Genomic DNA, 17115 nt, shown 5'->3' with positions numbered 1-17115 from the left:
AGATACATATTATATGTACGAAGGCATTTCATTTACACAAGATTCTTGACGCTACCTCGATTTATGATGATAATTAATGTTATTTGGCTGGTGATCGACGCTGGACTCTCAACTGCAACATCAGTTCTTCTGACGTTTTCAACCAACGCTATTTTTTCAAAAAATATGAAACAATTGTTTTTTGGATTACGATTAATTTAATCGTATGGATTATATTGTTATCCAGTGATTACGTTCAAACAGTATTTCAAGAAAAGTTAATACAAAAGATTATGATTGAAGTGCGGGAGTCAATTTCTGCACAGGTGACACAAAAGACTTACGCTGAATTTCATGAGAAAAATAATGGCGAGTATCTATCAGAGTATATCAATGATGCTGGAAATATCGAAGCAAACGCCATAAGTAAAACCTTTTCGTTGCTTTCTCATGGTGTTCTGATTATTTTTGCAACTGTAGCATTAGCGTCTTATCACTTATTGTTTCTACCCGTAATCTTAGTTTTAGCAATGTTGATGATGTTGTTACCGAATAAATTAGGTCAACCAATGGCACAAGCAACACGGAATTTGTCTGAGGGCAATGCAGAGTTATCTAATCACTTAACGAATTATCTGAATGGATTTGATGTTTTTTTCAATTTTAGACGTCTAGCAATATATCGGCAATTGGTAAAGAAGACGTCGCAACACTATGCGAGTACAAAAATCGCGTATACAAAAACCAATGCGCGGGTTACAAATACTATTGGTGGATTGAGTATTTTCTGTCAAATTATGGTTGATATTGTGACAAGTGTCTTGGCAATCATGGGCCTAATACCGCTAGGTGCGATCAGTTCAACCGGTAATATAGCAGCAAATGTTTTTAACTCACTATCGAGTTTCAGCAACGAATTTGTACAGATTAAAGCAACACGGCCACTTTTTGATAAAATTAAGCCACAATTTTCAGGAAAGGCTGTAGAAGAACAGGTGTCAGCACCAATTTTCAGAACAATGCTTGAAATTAAAAATTTGAATTATACCGTTGGTAACAAGGTAATCTTTCATCAGCTGAACTTAAAGATTAACAAAGGTGGGAAATATGCTTTAGTGGGTAAGAGTGGTGTCGGTAAGAGTACGTTACTGAAGATTTTAAGCGGTCAGATCACTAATTATTCTGGACAAATCTTGATTGATGGTATTGATTTACATCAGTTTAGTCAGGATCAGCTGGTTTCACTACTGCAGTATGTCGATCAAAATGTCTATTTGTTTAATGACACAGTCGCAAACAATATTTCTTTGTGGGATCAAACTTTATTAGATGACAATCTCAAAGTTGCACTAGAAAAGGCGGAAGTTGATTTTACAGATACTAGTAAACAGATGATAGCAGAGAATGGTCAAAATCTCTCCGGTGGTCAGAAACAGCGACTAGCATTAGCGCGCTTCTTCTATCAACCCAAATTAATTGCTTTAATTGATGAAGGTTTATCAGCATTAGATACACAAACTGCCACCAAGATTGATGAAGTGTTACTTAATGATAAAAAATTGACTTTAATTGAAGTTAATCACCATTTGAGCCCAGAGATGATTCCCAAATATGATGATGTTATCTCACTCGATCAAGCATAATTCTCGATGAAGTTAATTATAATCTGGTAGTAAGAAAGCCAGCTCTATCTGAATAGGACCGGCTTTTTTGTGTGGCAAAGATGCCATAATTGCGTTTTTGGGGATCGCCAGTTGGAACAAGTTTCATTTCCTGATAAAAATCTGTGTAATTTTCTAATTGTTCGTCTTTGCGACAATATAGAGAAGGATAATGATGGCTGATTAACATATTTAAATCTAGATTATTCAGTGGGATCAAGCATCCGTTGGGGAAACAATCTATAGATTCTGCATAGAGTGATTAATAAGATAATGTTTCTGTTTCACAGAATTATTCGTTAAGAGACGAAAAAATCACGGCGTTATGATCAAAATCAATTGCCACGCATAATTTTGAAGATTGTCAAGAAAATTTTGAATGTTTATAGTTTATCCACAGGCTGTGGACAATAGTGTGCATATCTTATGTTAAAAGCTTTTAAAGCCGTTCCACACTTATCCACAAATTTGTGCACAAGTGTGGATAACTTGATAGACTTTTCTTTCGACTTCAAATAAGCCTTTATTTAAAGGTGTTTCACACGATTTAGTCAGGTAACATGATGATTCTCAACGGGGGATAACTAAAAAATAAAATATTATGCTTGACTTTTCAAAATGGAATATTTTGTATCAAGCCCTTTTTTTGACACAAGATTACGGGGCGAACATGTGTACAAGTGGATAACTTTGTGGATAACTTGGGGATAAACACAGTTATTTTTGGCTTCTGTTTATAAGTACCCCAAAAAGCGGCGAAAAATTTTCCACAGCCTGTTTTTTCGCAAAAAAATCCCGCAGTCATTCTCAGACGGCGGGATTGGTTTTGGTTACGGAAATTTCGTTGGTGGTTCTGGCGTTGGCTGTTCTCCCGGATGTTCTAAGGGCGACATCGGCGGAATTGGCGGCACGATTGGGCCATGCGCTGGTTTGACAATGTCCGGTTGTTCAGGTGGTTGAACGTCTGGTTGCTCATCTGGATGATGAAGGGGGCGCTGATTAGGTTCGTCTGGTTGTTGATCGGGTTTAGTTGGCTCCGGCTTTCCACCAGGTTCGGTTTCCTCATCAGTTGGTATGCTCGATTCAGATGAACCGGGATTGGTGTACAAATGCAACGCTGAATTGGGTGGATATGGGGCATGTGTATCTTCGGCAGAAGTTGAAGCTGATGCTGCTGATTCACGCTCATCATCATGATCCTGCAATTTTTTGCCAGTCTCATCTAAGCCTTGATCGGTGGGATCGAGCCCATCGTCGACTTGATCCATTTCGTTGAGATCGTCGGCGATTGCTTCATTTTCGTGCATTTGTTGATCGACTTGTTGATCCTCGGTCGAGTCATTTAAATGTTTCCAATCATCTTGTTTCATCCTGTTCACTCCTTTGGCTAACGTAGGTATCTGACTAACTTAATCTTAGTTGACAGCTGTATGCGCGAACAAGAAATATGCATAGCTCTTTTTTCAAAAAACAAAAAAACTCGTTGAAGTTGATCAACGAGTTCAGAAATTGAAGTTAACTATCATGGTTAGGATGCAAAATCAATCCGTTTACTGATGAAGTAAATGAGAATAGCGCCGATACCCATCGAAATGAATTCACCTAAAGCTGTTGTTAAATAGGTCATCCAAAATGGGAGGTGAAGTAAAACCGTTAATTCTAGCGCAATTAAGAACATGAAAACTGTTCCGATCACTACGCCAGCCACAAGTTTTGACTTGAGGTTAGGCAATTTTTTTGCGACGAAATAGATAATTATCAACGCAATTAATGTTTCTGCTGAGCCCCAAAGAATGTCAACAACGCCTAGTGGGCTTGATAAATTGGCGATGATACAGCCAACGGTGACGCCCCAAATGTAGCGTTTATTAAAAATAACGAGGCAGTTCAACATCTCGGAGAGGCGAACTTGGACGGCGCCATAACCGAGTCCGAAAACTTGGCTCAAATAGGTTAATGCGACGTATAAAGCCGCGATAATACCTGCGATAACAATATCGCGAAGATGGTTCTGTTCTTTTGTCATATGAAACACTCCTTTATGAGCACATCTGTCATCAGATGTCCCACTAATTAACTGCAACCAAAGGAGAGACCTTGCGGAATCAGAAGTGTTGCAGCGGATCGCAAATGATCCATGACCTAATATAGAACAAAACAGGGTCAATTAGCAAGCTTAGTTTTAAGAAAGGGAGGTTATCTAGGCTCTTTCATAGTAGAATATAATTAGGAATTGCGGTCAAGAATAGGAGTGGGCAGTAGATGACAATCAAGATCATTGCGGTTGGAAAACTTAAGGAATCATATTTTAAAGCGGCGATTGCGGAATATGCGAAACGCCTGAGTCGCTTTACGAAATTTAAGCTCATTGAGGTGGCAGATGAAAAGGCACCAGAGAAACTGAGCCAAGCGCAGATGGATCAAGTCATGGCTGTTGAAGGCGAGCGTATTCTCGATAAGATCAAGGACAAAGAATATGTCATTGTCCTTGCCATTAAGGGTCGTCAGCGGGCGTCCGAGGATTTTGCGAAGGAGCTTTCTGATCTGGTCACTTATGGACACAGCGATATTACGTTCGTGATTGGTGGTTCGCTAGGCCTGAGTCCAGCGGTGATGAAGCGCGGTGATGATACCTTAAGCTTTGGGAAATTAACGCTGCCCCACCAACTGATGCGTGTCGTCTTAAGCGAACAAATCTACCGGGCATTCATGATCAACGAAGGTAGTCCCTACCACAAGTAAGATTGGTGGAATTTTTAAATTTGCGGCGTGGGAGTAGAATATCCACATCTCAAGCATCTTAATCGACATTAAACATCATTCAGAACGTGTATACTAGTTGTTAAATATGAGTCGTAGGAGTAATTAAGCATGAAGCAGATCGTGACGGGTATTGTGGCGCATGTCGATGCGGGTAAAACGACTTTGTCTGAAGCGTTGCTGTATCAAACTGGTGCCTTACGTCAACTGGGGCGAGTTGATCATGGGGATGCTTTTCTGGATTCAGATGATTTAGAAAAAAAACGTGGCATCACGATTTTTTCTCACCAGGCAAATTTAACGTATCGAGATTTACAACTGACCCTATTGGATACACCAGGGCATGTCGATTTTGCTAATCAGACGGAAGCTGTCCTGTCAGTTCTAGATTATGCTATTTTGGTGGTTTCTGCGCAGGATGGCGTTCAGGGTTATACGCGGACATTGTGGCAATTATTAGCACATTATCACGTCCCAACTTTTATTTTTGTGAATAAGATTGATGTGGCCGGCTTCGAACGCACACAGATGTTGTCTGATCTACAACGCAAATTTTCAGAAGGTTGTCTTCCATTTGCGACAGTGGAAACTGGGGAATTTGTGGATGACATCAATGAAAGTCTGGCGATGTGTGACGAAAAAGCATTGGATGAATTTGTGACGACGGGTCAATTAACCGATACTTCGATTCGACAGATGATTGTACAGCGTCAAGTTTTTCCGTGTTACTTCGGGGCAGCGTTGAAGTTGACGGGGGTCACAGACTTTTTGGCAGGAATCGCGCGTTGGGCGGAAACATCGGCGAATGCAGCCATCTCAGATGAGCATGAGGCGTTTGGCGCGCGTGTCTTTAAGATCACCCATGATCACAAAGGTGAGCGTCTAACTTGGATTCGATTGACACAGGGAACGTTATCCACGAAGGCGTTGATTGCGGATGAGAAGGTCAATCAGATTCGGGTTTACAACGGGACAAAATTTATCTTAAAACCTGTGGTTCATATCGGTGAAGTTTGCGCTTTGACGGGATTAACGACAACTTATCAGAATCAAGGGCTAGGTCAACAAGCGGACGGCCAAGCGCTAGTGATTCGGCCGGTCTTGAATTATGCGCTAGATCCAAAAGGACAGGAGATTCAGGCTTGTTTGGCTGCATTACGTCAGCTCGAAGATGAAAATCCGCAGTTACACGTTACTTGGTCGGAACATCTGCAAGAAATTCACGTGGCATTAATGGGAGAAGTTCAGTTGGAAATTCTCGAACAAATTTTACAAGAACGCTTTAAGTTGCCAGTTGGTTTCGATGAAGGACATATTCTTTACCAAGAAACGATTACGGCAGCCATTGAAGGTGTCGGTCACTTTGAACCATTACGTCACTATGCTGAGGTTCATTTACGCCTCGAGCCTGCCGAGCACGATCAGGGTGTGATTTTTGCCAGCGAATGTTCGTTAGAGAATTTGAGCCGTAATTGGCAGCATCAAGTGCTCACTAGCCTGGCGGCGAAAGAACATCTTGGTGTCTTAACGGGTTCACCATTGACGGCAATCAAAATGACGCTGATCAATGGCCGTGCCAGCAATGTGCATACTGTTGGCGGTGATTTCCGCGAGGCAACTTGGCGCGCAGTACGCCAAGGTCTGATGATGGCCAAGATGCGGGGAACCTGCCAACTTCTAGAGCCCTGGTATCGATTCAGACTTGAAGTGACGCAAGATCAAGTTGGACGCGCCATGAATGACATTCAGCGCATGAGTGGGACATTTGAGCCGGTTGAAAGTGGTCACACCGATGAAAGCTTAGTCAGCCTAACCGGGTTTGCGCCAGTTTCAGAAATGCGTGGTTATGCTCAAGAGGTCTATGCTTACACGCATGGACAAGGACAATTGACGTGTCTGGTCGATGGTTATCGTCCTTGCCATAATGCAGATGAAATCGAACAATTACTAGCCTACGAACCTGTTTCAGATTTAGAAAATACGCCGGATTCAGTTTTTTGTGCACATGGTGCGGGCTATCCGGTTGCCTGGAATCAGGTTCCACAAGCGGCTCATCTTCCCTATGCGCCATTATCTTAGGAAGTGTACAATTAATCTCAATGAAGAGGGATTTTAATGAAAATTACAGAAGGATACATGCCATTTCGTGGCTTTAAAACTTATTATCGGATCGTTGGCGAACCAAATCCAGATCAGGCACCGTTATTATTAATCCACGGTGGCCCTGGATCGTCGCACAATTACTTTGAGTTGATAGACGATTACGCAAAAACCGGTCGCCAGTTAATCATGTATGATCAAGTAGGATGTGGCCGGTCCTCGTTACCTGAAGATCCTGCAATCTATGTCAAGGAGACTTGGGTTGCCGAATTAATCGCCTTACGCGAGTATTTACATCTCGATCAAGTCCATTTATTAGGACAATCTTGGGGTGGCATGTTAGAAATGTATTATCTGACCAGTTTCGATCCTCAGGGTATCAAGAGTGTGATGATCAATGGGTCGCCGGCTTCAATTAAATTGTGGACACAGGAACAACATCGGTTGATTTCTTATTTAAGTGATCAGGATCGAGCTGCAATTGCCGAGTCAGAACGTACTGGTGACTTCAGTGGGCCGAAGTATTTAATGGCCAATGATCATTACATGGCCCGTTATTGTTGGGATGCTCCCGATGAGAATTCACCAGAGCCGCTTCGCAGGCCGACCAATGGTAAACGCGCAAGTTTGATTGCCGAGGGTCCAAACGAGTTCACTGAGAATGGTACAATCAGTGATTTTGACGTCACGGATCAACTGCATCGGATTCACGTCCCCGTGTTGGTGACGAATGGGACAGACGATTTATGTACGCCGTTGATTGCCAAGGCCGTCTATGATCATATCCCCAATGCACAATGGCATTTATTCGCGAATAGTCGCCATCTTGCCTTATTGGATCAACACGATGAATTTATTGAAGTCTTAGATCAGTGGTTGAAGGCTAATGACTAAGCCGATTCAGCGTCGTGAATTAATTGACTTGGTCTTGACACAAACAGATGCGTTCGAAGATTATCCATTCAATGGTGGCAATTCACATGAACAGATTTTATGGACTATCATCAAGCAAAAAACGAACCACAAGATTCTGGCGATGATTTTTGAACGAGAGGGTCAGCTACTGATTGACCTGAAATTGAAGCCTGAACAAGGTGCAATCATGCGGCATTTGCGCGGGTGTTTATCCGGGTTATCATATGAATAAGACGCATTGGAACACGATTGCAGTCAATGACACCGAAGTTTCACACGAAGAACTCGTTAACATGATCAAAGAAAGTGCACGTTTGACCTTATCACGAAAAAAATAATTAGAACTGACAGCGATTGATCGGAAGAATTGTAGAGGAGTACGAGGATGCGAAGAATAAGTCAGCACGCCCCCAACCAGCAAAACTATTTTTTCCAGGTACTATTAGCCATTTGTTTATTATTATTTTTAACAGGATGTGGCGCTGCTCAGGAATCATCAGCCACGAAAGCCGATCGGTCATCGCGCACGACCAAATCCAAGACGACTGATTCTTCGTCGAAAAAGACAGCGGCAAAATCGGCAACTTCAAAAAAAGTGCCGACAATAGCTACCGAGACCTTGCAACTCACCTTTATGGGCGACAATACCTTAGGCAGCGATCCACAATTCGCGACCGCGACGAGTTTACCAACTGTTTGGGCGCGACATGGCAAGGATCCGCAATACTTTTTCAAAAATGTGGCGCGTTATTTTCGAACCGATGATCTGACGATTGCTAATCTTGAAACGACGTTGACGCACAGCAACCAACCAGCTTATAAAGCGGGCAATGTCGTCTTTCACTTCAAGGGCGATCCTGAATTGGTGAAGGCGTTGACCGCGAGTAGTATTGAAACGGTGACGGTGAGTAATAATCATATTTACGATTACGGACAGCGCGGATTTGACGATACGATCCAAACCTTGAAAGATGCGCAGGTCGGTTATTTCGGTGAAGGCTATCAATATACGACAACGATTAAAGGCGTTAAGATTGGCTTGCTCGGATATACTGGCTGGACGGCGACGGATGCCGATCAGGCTAAAATTGGCGCGGATATTCAACAGATGCGTCAAAGAGGTTGCCAAGTTGTGATCCCTTATTTCCACTGGGGAATCGAGCGTGATGCTTATCCAAATGATACTCAGAAGCGTTTGGCACACGCTGCCATTGATCACGGTGCGGATATGGTGATTGGCTCTCATCCACACGTCATTCAATCGCTAGAAGTCTATCAGGGTAAACTGATTGCGTATTCGATGAGTAATTTTGCGTTTGGTGGAAATTCCAATCCGAGTGACAAGCGTTCGTTTCTGCTACAAGCGAATTTGACTGTGAAGGGCGCCGACATTGTTGAGACGCAATTCCGTGTAATCCCAACGCGTATCTCTTCAACGGATGCCTACAACGATTACGTGCCGACGCCATATACGGGCGATGCACAGGCAGCGGTGTTGGCCTATATAAACCAATTGTCGCCAACATTGAATGGGCGAATTAGTTCAGAGTTTGTGACGGTTCGTCCCCAATAGAATAGAAAGGTGATTATCATGGATTATCGAACACTAGGCAAAACAAATTTTAAAATCAGTGAGGTTTCATTAGGAACATGGCAACTCGGCTCCAAGTGGGGTGATCCCTTCGACGCCGATGATGCCGCACGAACCTTAGAAGCAGCGTATGAATCTGGCGTTAATTATTTTGACACGGCGGATATTTATCAAGATGGCTTGAGCGAGCATGCGGTGGGTCAATTTCTTAAAAAACATCCCGACGTTCATTATTCAACGAAAATGGGGCGTAGGATTGAACCACACAGTGCTGCAAATTATTCAAAGCAAAATTTAATGTCATTTGTAGATCATTCATTGAAAAATATGCAGGTGGATGCTTTGGATTTAGTTTTGTTACACTGTCCACCCACGAGCGTCTATGATGATCCCGAAGTTTTTCAAACTTTGGACGACTTGAAGCGGATGGGTAAGATTCGCAACTATGGCGTCAGCGTTGAACGAGTAGCTGAGGCCATAACGGCGTTACAATATGATATTTCGGCGGTCGAGATCATTTTTAATATGTTTCGTCTGCGACCGGCGACTGAGTTCTTCGCTAAGGCGCAAGCCGCTAATGTTGGTATTCTCGCGCGAGTGCCATTAGCGAGTGGCCTATTGAGTGGTAAGTATACGGCACAGACGACATTTGGCAAGAATGATCATCGCACCTTTAATCGCCACGGTGAGGCTTTCGATAAGGGAGAGACTTTCTCCGGCGTTGATTTTGAAACGGGGTTAAAAGCTGTTGACGAGTTGAAGCGTCGACTTAAAACTGATGACCTAGCACCGATGGCATTGCGCTATATTCTAATGTATGACGCAGTCTCTGCAGTTATTCCTGGTGCCAGCAAACCCGAACAGATCACGGCGAATGCGGCTGCTGCAGAACGGCCACCTTTTACCGATGCACAGATGCAGATCGTTCGCGATGTTTACGACAACTATATTAAGGACAGCGTCGAGAATTTGTGGTAATTAGCGACCATAGATTGATTAAGATGATCATGGCAAGGAGGTCGTCGATTTGACGATTTATTTTGAAAATGCGGTTATTGAACAACTGCCAAAAATTATTGAGATCTACAATCAAACGATTGCAGGGCGGATGGTGACCGCTGATTTGGCGCCGGTAACGGTTGAGTCGCGGCTAAGTTGGTTTCAGGATTTCAACCCAGAAACGCGGCCTCTCTGGGTGATTAAACGTGAGCAACAAGTGGCAGGTTGGGTTGGACTGGAATCTTTTTATGGGTCGCCCTGCCTATCGCCGAACGGTTGAAGTTAGTCTGTATATCGATTGACAATTCCGCCACCAGGGAATTGGTCAACAGACGCTAGATTACGTTCGTGATCAGTTGCCACGGCTCGGGATCGATGCCATTGTGGCTTATGTTTTAGTCACAACTTTCCTAGTCAGCATCTGTTCCAAAAGAATGGGCTTGAAATCTGGGGACATCTGCCGGATGTCGCGCTCATGGACGGACAACGGCGAAGCTTAGATATTCTTGGACGCCATTTTTAACCGGTCACACCAATTTAGCGGGAGACGCTCAACGAGTACATTGATTTTTGTGATGAATGAAAGATAAAAAGTTGGAGGAGTTAGCATGAAGCATCGTCGTTTCTTGAAAGTTATTGGAGGTTTAGTTGGCCTCGTTGTGGTCGCCGCGTTGAGTTATTTAGCTTACGCTTATATTTCTTATTATCGGGTGCCGGACAATCAGGCGCTCACTGTGAAGTCAGCACCTGTTGACCAAAAAGAAATTCAGACAGATCATCTTTATCATGCGCAAACTTGGAATGTGGGTTATGGTTCGTATCCGCCTAGTTACTCTTTCTTTATGGATAGCGGTAAATATGCTAAAGCTTACAGTAAGTCAGCGGTTGAAAAGGCGACCTCCGGTGTGATTACAACGACGAAACAAGCCGACACAGATTTTATGTTCTTTCAAGAAGTTGATCAGGATGGCGATCGTTCGCGTCACGTCGATCAAGTGGCAGCAATTGAGCAGGCATTTGGATCGACACATCACGCCGTCTATGGTCAGAATTATGATTCACCGTATTTATTTTATCCATTTAATGACCCGATTGGTAAAGCAAAGTCAGGGCTGATTACCTTAGCAAATAAAAAAGTGACCAGTGCGCGCCGTTATTCTTTACCGATCGAAACGAATTTTAATAAGTTTATCGATTTGGATCGTGCCTTCACTGTCACCAAACTGCCGACAGATAATGGGCATCAGTTGGCATTAATTAATATTCACCTCTCGGCATTTACGAAGGATCATCGCATTCAAGAGGCACAGTTCGCCAAGCTGTTTAAATATGCGCAACGGTTTTATCAAGACGGTAATTATGTTGTGATTGCTGGTGATTACAACCATCGACTTTTAAAAAATACGCCGGATATTTTTAACACGAGCGATGAAACCATGACTTGGACGCATCTATTCCCTTATTCTAAATTGCCTGCTGGCTTCCACGTACCCACGATGGGACTCGCTAAAGCTGCAGTGCCATCTGTTCGCGCGTTGGATCAACCCTATGTCCCCGGACAGTCATTTGTCACGTTAGTGGATGGCTTCATTCTTTCACCCAATGTTCAAGCTGAATCGGTTCACGTGGTCAATGCAGGCTTCAAGAATTCCGATCATAACCCAGTGAGATTGGCGTTTAAATTGAAACCATAATTAAGAGATCAGATTTGATTGATGCAAGGAGTGTTTTTGATGACAGACATTTATGATGATGATCAATTTTTCCAAAAATATAGTGAAATGAATCGTAGTAAACTTGGTTTAGCTGGCGCAGGCGAGTGGCCGACCCTCCAACAATTATTGCCGGATTTTCGTGGCCTATCTGTACTTGATCTTGGTTGCGGTTATGGATGGCATTGCCGTTACGCGGCCGAGCACGGCGCCAAGTCGGTTGTCGGTGTCGATCTCTCTGAAAAAATGTTGACGGTCGCGCGGGATCAGACGACAGCGACTAATGTGACTTATTTGAAAGCCGATATTGCCACCGTTAGCTTTCCAGAAAATCAGTTTGATGTGGTCATTAGTTCGCTAGCCTTCCACTATTTACCATCTTTTGCTCAAGTTACGGCAGCCGTTCATGGTTATCTGAAGCCGCAGGGCCGATTTATTTTTTCCGTTGAGCATCCAGTTTTCACTGCCGAAGGCCACCAGGATTGGGTTTACGATGCAGCAGGAAAAATTAGTTATTTTCCCGTTGATCGTTATTTTGACGAGGGGCAACGGCTCGCGAACTTCTTGGATACGCCGGTCACGAAATATCACCGTACCTTGACGACGTACTTCGAAGACTTGGTCAGTCACGGATTCACAGTCGATCATTTGCAGGAACCGCAACCGCCACAAAATATGTTGGATCAACCTGGGATGAAAGATGAACTTCGTCGACCGATGATGTTAATCATGGCGGCAACAAATCAAAAATAGGTCGCAATCAACGCACAATTTCGAAATTTAGTGGAAATCGTGCGTTTTTAAATTCAATTTTTCGATCGGACGCAATGAGTCGAAGTTGGAGGTTTGTCATTGGAGAGCAGAGACCAGCATCGATGATTTGTGATATCATAAAAGCCATGTCGGGTGGTCAACTGTCCCTGCCAAGTCGTTAGTCAATGCAATAAGACTCACTTTCGAAAGGATGCCGTCAAATGACAGACAAGTGCCAAATCATTGATCAAAAAATTCGCCAAGATCCGCAGAATATTCAGTATACTCAGGCCGGAATCCTGCCGCTGTATCAGATTGAACCGACTGCTAAGATTTTATTGATCAGTCAAGCACCGAGTCGCAAAGCGCAGGAGTCAATGGTCTTCTGGAATGATCCGAGTGGTGACCGGTTACGCTCATGGATGGGATTGACGAAGTCAGAATTTTATCAACCGGGTAAGATTGCTGTGATGCCACTGGATTTTTACTATCCAGGCAAGGGTGCACATGGCGATTTGCCGCCTAGACCAGGCTTTGCGGAAAAATGGCATCAGCCACTTTTAGACTTAATGCCGAACATTCAATTGACTTTGCTGATCGGACAATACGCACAGAAATTTTATTTGCAAGGTCGTCGCTATCGAACATTGACCGAAACCGTTCGTCATTTTGACGATTATCTACCCGAATACTTACCGTTAGTTCATCCTTCGCCTTTGAACTATGGTTGGCTGCATCAACACCCATGGTTTGAAACAGAAGTGATTCCAACTTTACAAAAAAACGTTCAGCGGCTGATGGTCTGATGAACGATTCAAGACATCAAAATGAGGTGACACTGATGAACAAAGTGACAATTGTCGGCAGTATCAATCTAGATACAACATTATATTTACAACGTGTCCCAGAGCCAGGAGAAACGATTCGTATTCAAAAGCTCATCACATCTGGTGGGGGCAAGGGGGCTAATCAAGCCATCGCCGCACAACGACTCGGCGCCAAAGTCGCCTTCATTGGTGCGGTTGGGACGGATGATGTCGGACAACAGATGTTAAATTTGTTGCGAGCTGCAGCAATTAATGTCGACGGTATCGCTCAACTTGCAGATCACACAACTGGGCAGGCGTTTATTACAGTCGATGAACAGGGTGAGAACCGAATTATGATCAATGCTGGGGCGAATACGGCATTCACGCCTGAGCAAGTGCGACAGTCTCAGCCGTTAATTACAACCAGTGATTTTTTGATTGCACAGTTTGAGACTGAATTAAAGTCGACACTCGAAGCATTTTCCCTAGCGAAAAAAGCCGGTGTGAAAACGATCTTGAACCCTGCACCAGCGATTGCGAGCATCCCACCGGAATTATTAGCGTTGACCGATATCATTGTCCCGAACGAAACGGAAGCCGAAATTCTCACTGGCGTCCATGTGTACGATGAAAAAAGTGCCCAGCTTGCTGCCACGAAACTTGCGGATTCGGGTGTTTCTATTGTTGTGATCACGCTGGGTAAAGCCGGTGTTTATTATCAGACTGCCTCCCAACAAGGATTGATTCCTGCGCTGAGGGTCAAGGCAATCGATACGACTGCCGCTGGGGATACTTTTATCGGCGCGCTTGCAAGTGTCCTGCAACCTGACTTTTCAAATTTAACCGAAGCTCTTTTATTTGGCAATCAAGCCTCTGCAATCACTGTTCAACGTTTGGGCGCACAAGATGCGATTCCATTTAAGGATGAAATCACACCCGACTAGAGTGAGCCAACTGTCAAAAAAAGACGCCATTTATTTTCAGCGTCTAATGTTTTGAGTCACGACGATTGTTTTTGAGCCGTGGCTTTTTTTCTTGGAGGAGATCTTTAGCTTCAGTGAGGACTGAGTTGAGTAATTGACCGGTCACGTGATGCCATTGCTGGCGTGTTTCGTGTTTCGTATTCATAAGCTCAGGCGCCAATAGCTTGAGTATCCCGCGCCAACTATTTGTAAAATCGTCAATCTCTTGATATTTCGTTGTGGCTAAAAGTGAGTAGAGTGAATCGAGAAATTCTTGTTTGGTGGCATCGTCGAGATTTGTCAACCAGCGGGCAACGGCTTGTTGGGTGAATTGTGAAAGATGACTTGGTGCCGCCACCAAATCAAACGTGTGATTGGTGACTTGCCAAGTATACGGATCATGTTGTTTAATGCCGGTCGCCTGACTTTTAACAACTTGGTAATTCGTTTCAGGTTCTAGTAACAGGCCAATCACAGAGGCTTCAGGAATCAATTTGTGGATTTTACGTTTAATTGTCGTCTCAAGGGGTGCTTTTAAGCCTGGTCCATCTGCACTGTAGACATCAACAATCGCCTCTTGCAGGCGACCACGACTGTGCGCAACGACGTAACTAGCTAAGTTGCCACCTTTAGAATGCCCACCTAAATAATAGCGACCAGGAAGTTCGTGGGCGATTCGTTCGAAGTAGCGTAACGCCGTTCGTTGCGATGGAATGGTGTCCAGAAAAGTCATGTTAAAGTCTTCTTTCCAGTCGACCAGAGTTGCAGTAGTGCCACGAAACGCAATGAAATAACGATGTGGTGCAAATGACAATGTCACTGCACTGAATTGTTCCTCGAGCGCCATGTCGGTTTGTGAGACCCAATGAGACCAGCTTAATTGCTGGTAACGTCGGCTCTGACGTAGGGCGAGTAATAGGGCATAGTTCCCTGCCGGATTCCAAGTTCGAGCAACAGACTTTTCAAGTAATTTAACGGAAGCGATTTTTGAGAATTTGTGAGGCACTTCCTGCAACAGTCGATAATCAACGTAAGCTAATTGTGACAAAATAACGCCATCCAACTCGTTGAACGGCATCTGCGCAAAAGTTCGATCCTGATATTGTGTGACGTAAGAAACAAGATTTTTCATCTAATCACCCTACCGAAACGCTTGAGATGCTGCAATTATAGCAGATAAGCAATGATTGCCGCAAAAATTGGCTTCGCGATTCGTCGAAATTGTGCTAGAAGTGGTCATCACAGAGTTGAGTCTATAAGGAAACAAAAAAACCACTGCGAGTTATGAACTTGCAGTGGCTTTTTAGTGGAACGTGTCGTTAATCATGCAATTGAAATTGTAATTTCATCTTCGGCTCGCCAAAGGCTAACATTTGACCGAGCAATTTATTGGCATTCTTTTGGTAGCGTGTGGCCATTTGATTGTTGATCGCCTCAAGATAAGCTTGGATGTCTGGTTGTTCGGCGTATGCTTGGTCGGCTTCGATTTGTAGATGACGACATTCTGCGACAGTGTTTTGTTCGAAGATGTTCTCTTCGTCCTCATAGAGATCGAAGTCGCTATCGCCAATCAACGCGAGTATATTTGAGAGCCAGTAAATATTGTTAGGATCGAGATCTAACGTGGTATTTTTGTAATTCTCTGGCGTGTCTTTGACGTTAGCATAGAATGGTACCACGGCATTGAAGGTATTTGGGCCAAATGCAAGCCAGTGGATCCCGGCAATTTCTGCAGGAACGTCATTGCGAATTTGTAAAATATGCAACTCTTGGTTACGATTGATGCCGATTGGCCGCAGGAGTTTCTTCTCAGCCTCGGTACCTAATGTGCCATAAGCATCATAAACCGTGTTTTGGTAGTGTGAGCTGAGCACCCACTTAACATCTTCGACACTGATTTTTTTAGACGTTCGGCAGATGAAAGGCAGGTCTTGATCGAAGGGACTGTTCTCGATCTCGGGGTTGAAATATTTCTGACCATACCAAGCACGTGGGTTATTATAGCGTGAGTCTTTGATTGTTGCGCTGCCAAAAATATGGCGCAAGTTAACTTGATTGCGGTCTGGGTTCAAGTGATAAGTGTCGATCAATTCCGGTAAATCGGCTGAATACAGGGTATCGTCAGAATCGAAATCAAATTGGTCGATGTTGAAACGATTTGGTGCAATCACGTAAGCATCATCGGGAATACGAATGGCCGCCCAGTGATGACCGGCAATCGATTCGAAGTACCAAACTTCGTCTTTATCAGAGAAGCAGATACCGTTTGTTTCATAGGTGCCGTATTTTTCGAGGAGTGCGCCCAGACGTTGAACGCCTTCGCGTGCGGAATGAACATAAGGCAGGGTGATCACGACGAAATCTTCTTCACCAATGCCTTCATCTGTCAAAGGATCGACGCCCAAAATACGAGCATTGGTTGTGATCGTCTCGGTTGCAGTCATGGCAACATTTTCAGCGTTGATACCTGCAGCTGCCCAAATACCAGTTGCACCACTTGCATCAGGTGTTGACGTGTAACGCAATGGATTGTCAGGCAGATCCATTTCTGCGGGGCTCAGAACAGACTTATAGTGTTTAGGCTGTTCCTCCGGATTAACCACGATGAATTTCTCGGGATTGAGTGGACCAGGGCCATCCTCATTCCGTGCAATCATTGTAGAGCCATCAATTGTAGCATCCTTGCCGACCAGAATTGTCGTACAAGAACCATGGAAACGTTTTGTCATGTGATCATTCCTTATCTATGAATTGTGCAAACATTTAAGTTTAACCATAATTGTAGGTCACTTTTTCTAAAAAATAAAGAATGAAAATAAATGCCGGATTTAAAATTGAAGTGCAACACCTAAATGACTAGACCAAAAAGGCCAT

General features: G+C 43.8%; 15 protein-coding genes and 1 pseudogene. 12 read left to right on the top strand and 4 right to left on the bottom strand.

Features of this window, described 5'->3' with window-relative positions; genetic code table 11:
- Positions 1-83: 83 nt before the first annotated feature.
- Positions 84-1622, top strand: coding sequence for an ATP-binding cassette domain-containing protein (locus FC15_RS02590; protein ID WP_338042828.1), 1539 nt, complete (start codon positions 84-86; stop codon positions 1620-1622).
- An 848-nt stretch (positions 1623-2470) separates the two neighbouring features.
- On the opposite strand, the gene FC15_RS02585 is transcribed toward FC15_RS02590, so the two are convergent.
- Complete coding sequence (locus tag FC15_RS02585) at positions 2471-3010, bottom strand: hypothetical protein (protein ID WP_057823678.1); 540 nt, start codon at positions 3008-3010, stop codon at positions 2471-2473.
- 158 nt (positions 3011-3168) lie between these two features.
- Positions 3169-3666: a QueT transporter family protein gene (locus FC15_RS02580; protein ID WP_057823677.1), complete on the bottom strand. Its 498-nt coding sequence runs from the start codon at positions 3664-3666 to the stop codon at positions 3169-3171.
- Between the two features lie 236 nt (positions 3667-3902).
- Here FC15_RS02580 and rlmH point away from each other — a divergent pair, with 236 nt between their 5' ends.
- From rlmH to rbsK, 11 genes and pseudogenes are all read left to right on the top strand, one after another.
- Positions 3903-4382, top strand: coding sequence for a 23S rRNA (pseudouridine(1915)-N(3))-methyltransferase RlmH (gene rlmH / locus FC15_RS02575; RefSeq protein ID WP_057823675.1), 480 nt, complete (start codon positions 3903-3905; stop codon positions 4380-4382).
- A 129-nt stretch (positions 4383-4511) separates the two neighbouring features.
- Positions 4512-6479: an elongation factor G gene (locus FC15_RS02570; RefSeq protein ID WP_057823672.1), complete on the top strand. Its 1968-nt coding sequence runs from the start codon at positions 4512-4514 to the stop codon at positions 6477-6479.
- A 36-nt stretch (positions 6480-6515) separates the two neighbouring features.
- On the top strand, positions 6516-7394 hold the full coding sequence (gene pepI, locus FC15_RS02565; RefSeq protein WP_057823670.1) for a proline iminopeptidase: 879 nt from the start codon (positions 6516-6518) through the stop codon (positions 7392-7394).
- Positions 7387-7647, top strand: a complete 261-nt coding sequence (locus FC15_RS02560; RefSeq protein ID WP_371861356.1) for an MmcQ/YjbR family DNA-binding protein — start codon at positions 7387-7389, stop codon at positions 7645-7647. Before pepI ends, FC15_RS02560 begins: the two co-directional genes overlap by 8 nt.
- A gap of 153 nt (positions 7648-7800) precedes the next feature.
- The gene (locus tag FC15_RS02555; RefSeq protein WP_057823668.1) at positions 7801-8988 is read left to right on the top strand and encodes a CapA family protein; all 1188 of its coding nucleotides are present in this window, start codon (positions 7801-7803) and stop codon (positions 8986-8988) included.
- An 18-nt stretch (positions 8989-9006) separates the two neighbouring features.
- A complete protein-coding gene (locus tag FC15_RS02550; RefSeq protein WP_186803289.1) occupies positions 9007-9984 on the top strand; it encodes an aldo/keto reductase in 978 nt (325 codons plus the stop codon).
- 49 nt (positions 9985-10033) lie between these two features.
- Positions 10034-10528 (top strand): annotated as a pseudogene (locus FC15_RS02545) (N-acetyltransferase family protein).
- Positions 10529-10613: 85 nt separating this feature from the next.
- Positions 10614-11699 (top strand): endonuclease/exonuclease/phosphatase family protein, encoded by a 1086-nt coding sequence (locus FC15_RS02540; RefSeq protein WP_057823666.1) that lies wholly within the window; start codon positions 10614-10616, stop codon positions 11697-11699.
- A gap of 39 nt (positions 11700-11738) precedes the next feature.
- The gene (locus FC15_RS02535) at positions 11739-12470 is read left to right on the top strand and encodes a class I SAM-dependent methyltransferase (protein WP_057823664.1); all 732 of its coding nucleotides are present in this window, start codon (positions 11739-11741) and stop codon (positions 12468-12470) included.
- 221 nt (positions 12471-12691) lie between these two features.
- Positions 12692-13276, top strand: coding sequence for a uracil-DNA glycosylase family protein (locus tag FC15_RS02530; RefSeq protein ID WP_057823661.1), 585 nt, complete (start codon positions 12692-12694; stop codon positions 13274-13276).
- 35 nt (positions 13277-13311) lie between these two features.
- Positions 13312-14223, top strand: coding sequence for a ribokinase (gene rbsK / locus FC15_RS02525; RefSeq protein WP_057823659.1), 912 nt, complete (start codon positions 13312-13314; stop codon positions 14221-14223).
- A 43-nt stretch (positions 14224-14266) separates the two neighbouring features.
- Here rbsK and FC15_RS02520 read toward each other — a convergent pair whose 3' ends face one another.
- Together FC15_RS02520 and FC15_RS02515 are read right to left on the bottom strand one after the other, a co-directional pair.
- Positions 14267-15373: an Mbeg1-like protein gene (locus tag FC15_RS02520; RefSeq protein ID WP_057823658.1), complete on the bottom strand. Its 1107-nt coding sequence runs from the start codon at positions 15371-15373 to the stop codon at positions 14267-14269.
- A gap of 187 nt (positions 15374-15560) precedes the next feature.
- On the bottom strand, positions 15561-16970 hold the full coding sequence (locus FC15_RS02515) for a C69 family dipeptidase (protein ID WP_057823656.1): 1410 nt from the start codon (positions 16968-16970) through the stop codon (positions 15561-15563).
- Positions 16971-17115 lie beyond the last annotated feature (145 nt).

Source organism: Lapidilactobacillus concavus DSM 17758 (assembly GCF_001435835.1).
Taxonomy (GTDB): Bacteria; Bacillota; Bacilli; order Lactobacillales; family Lactobacillaceae; genus Lapidilactobacillus; species Lapidilactobacillus concavus.
This window is presented reverse-complemented; position numbering and strand designations above follow the sequence as displayed.

Bases quoted from the DNA above. Each gene is read 5' to 3' on its own strand.
- FC15_RS02555 (WP_057823668.1), top strand. From the start codon at position 7,801: ATGCGAAGAATAAGTCAGCACGCCCCCAACCAGCAAAACTATTTTTTC.
- FC15_RS02560 (WP_371861356.1), top strand. From the start codon at position 7,387: ATGACTAAGCCGATTCAGCGTCGTGAATTAATTGACTTGGTCTTGACA.
- FC15_RS02550 (WP_186803289.1), top strand. From the start codon at position 9,007: ATGGATTATCGAACACTAGGCAAAACAAATTTTAAAATCAGTGAGGTT.
- rlmH (WP_057823675.1), top strand. From the start codon at position 3,903: ATGACAATCAAGATCATTGCGGTTGGAAAACTTAAGGAATCATATTTT.
- FC15_RS02515 (WP_057823656.1), bottom strand. From the start codon at position 16,970: ATGACAAAACGTTTCCATGGTTCTTGTACGACAATTCTGGTCGGCAAG.
- FC15_RS02520 (WP_057823658.1), bottom strand. From the start codon at position 15,373: ATGAAAAATCTTGTTTCTTACGTCACACAATATCAGGATCGAACTTTT.
- FC15_RS02585 (WP_057823678.1), bottom strand. From the start codon at position 3,010: ATGAAACAAGATGATTGGAAACATTTAAATGACTCGACCGAGGATCAA.
- pepI (WP_057823670.1), top strand. From the start codon at position 6,516: ATGAAAATTACAGAAGGATACATGCCATTTCGTGGCTTTAAAACTTAT.
- FC15_RS02580 (WP_057823677.1), bottom strand. From the start codon at position 3,666: ATGACAAAAGAACAGAACCATCTTCGCGATATTGTTATCGCAGGTATT.
- rbsK (WP_057823659.1), top strand. From the start codon at position 13,312: ATGAACAAAGTGACAATTGTCGGCAGTATCAATCTAGATACAACATTA.
- FC15_RS02570 (WP_057823672.1), top strand. From the start codon at position 4,512: ATGAAGCAGATCGTGACGGGTATTGTGGCGCATGTCGATGCGGGTAAA.
- FC15_RS02540 (WP_057823666.1), top strand. From the start codon at position 10,614: ATGAAGCATCGTCGTTTCTTGAAAGTTATTGGAGGTTTAGTTGGCCTC.
- FC15_RS02535 (WP_057823664.1), top strand. From the start codon at position 11,739: ATGACAGACATTTATGATGATGATCAATTTTTCCAAAAATATAGTGAA.
- FC15_RS02530 (WP_057823661.1), top strand. From the start codon at position 12,692: ATGACAGACAAGTGCCAAATCATTGATCAAAAAATTCGCCAAGATCCG.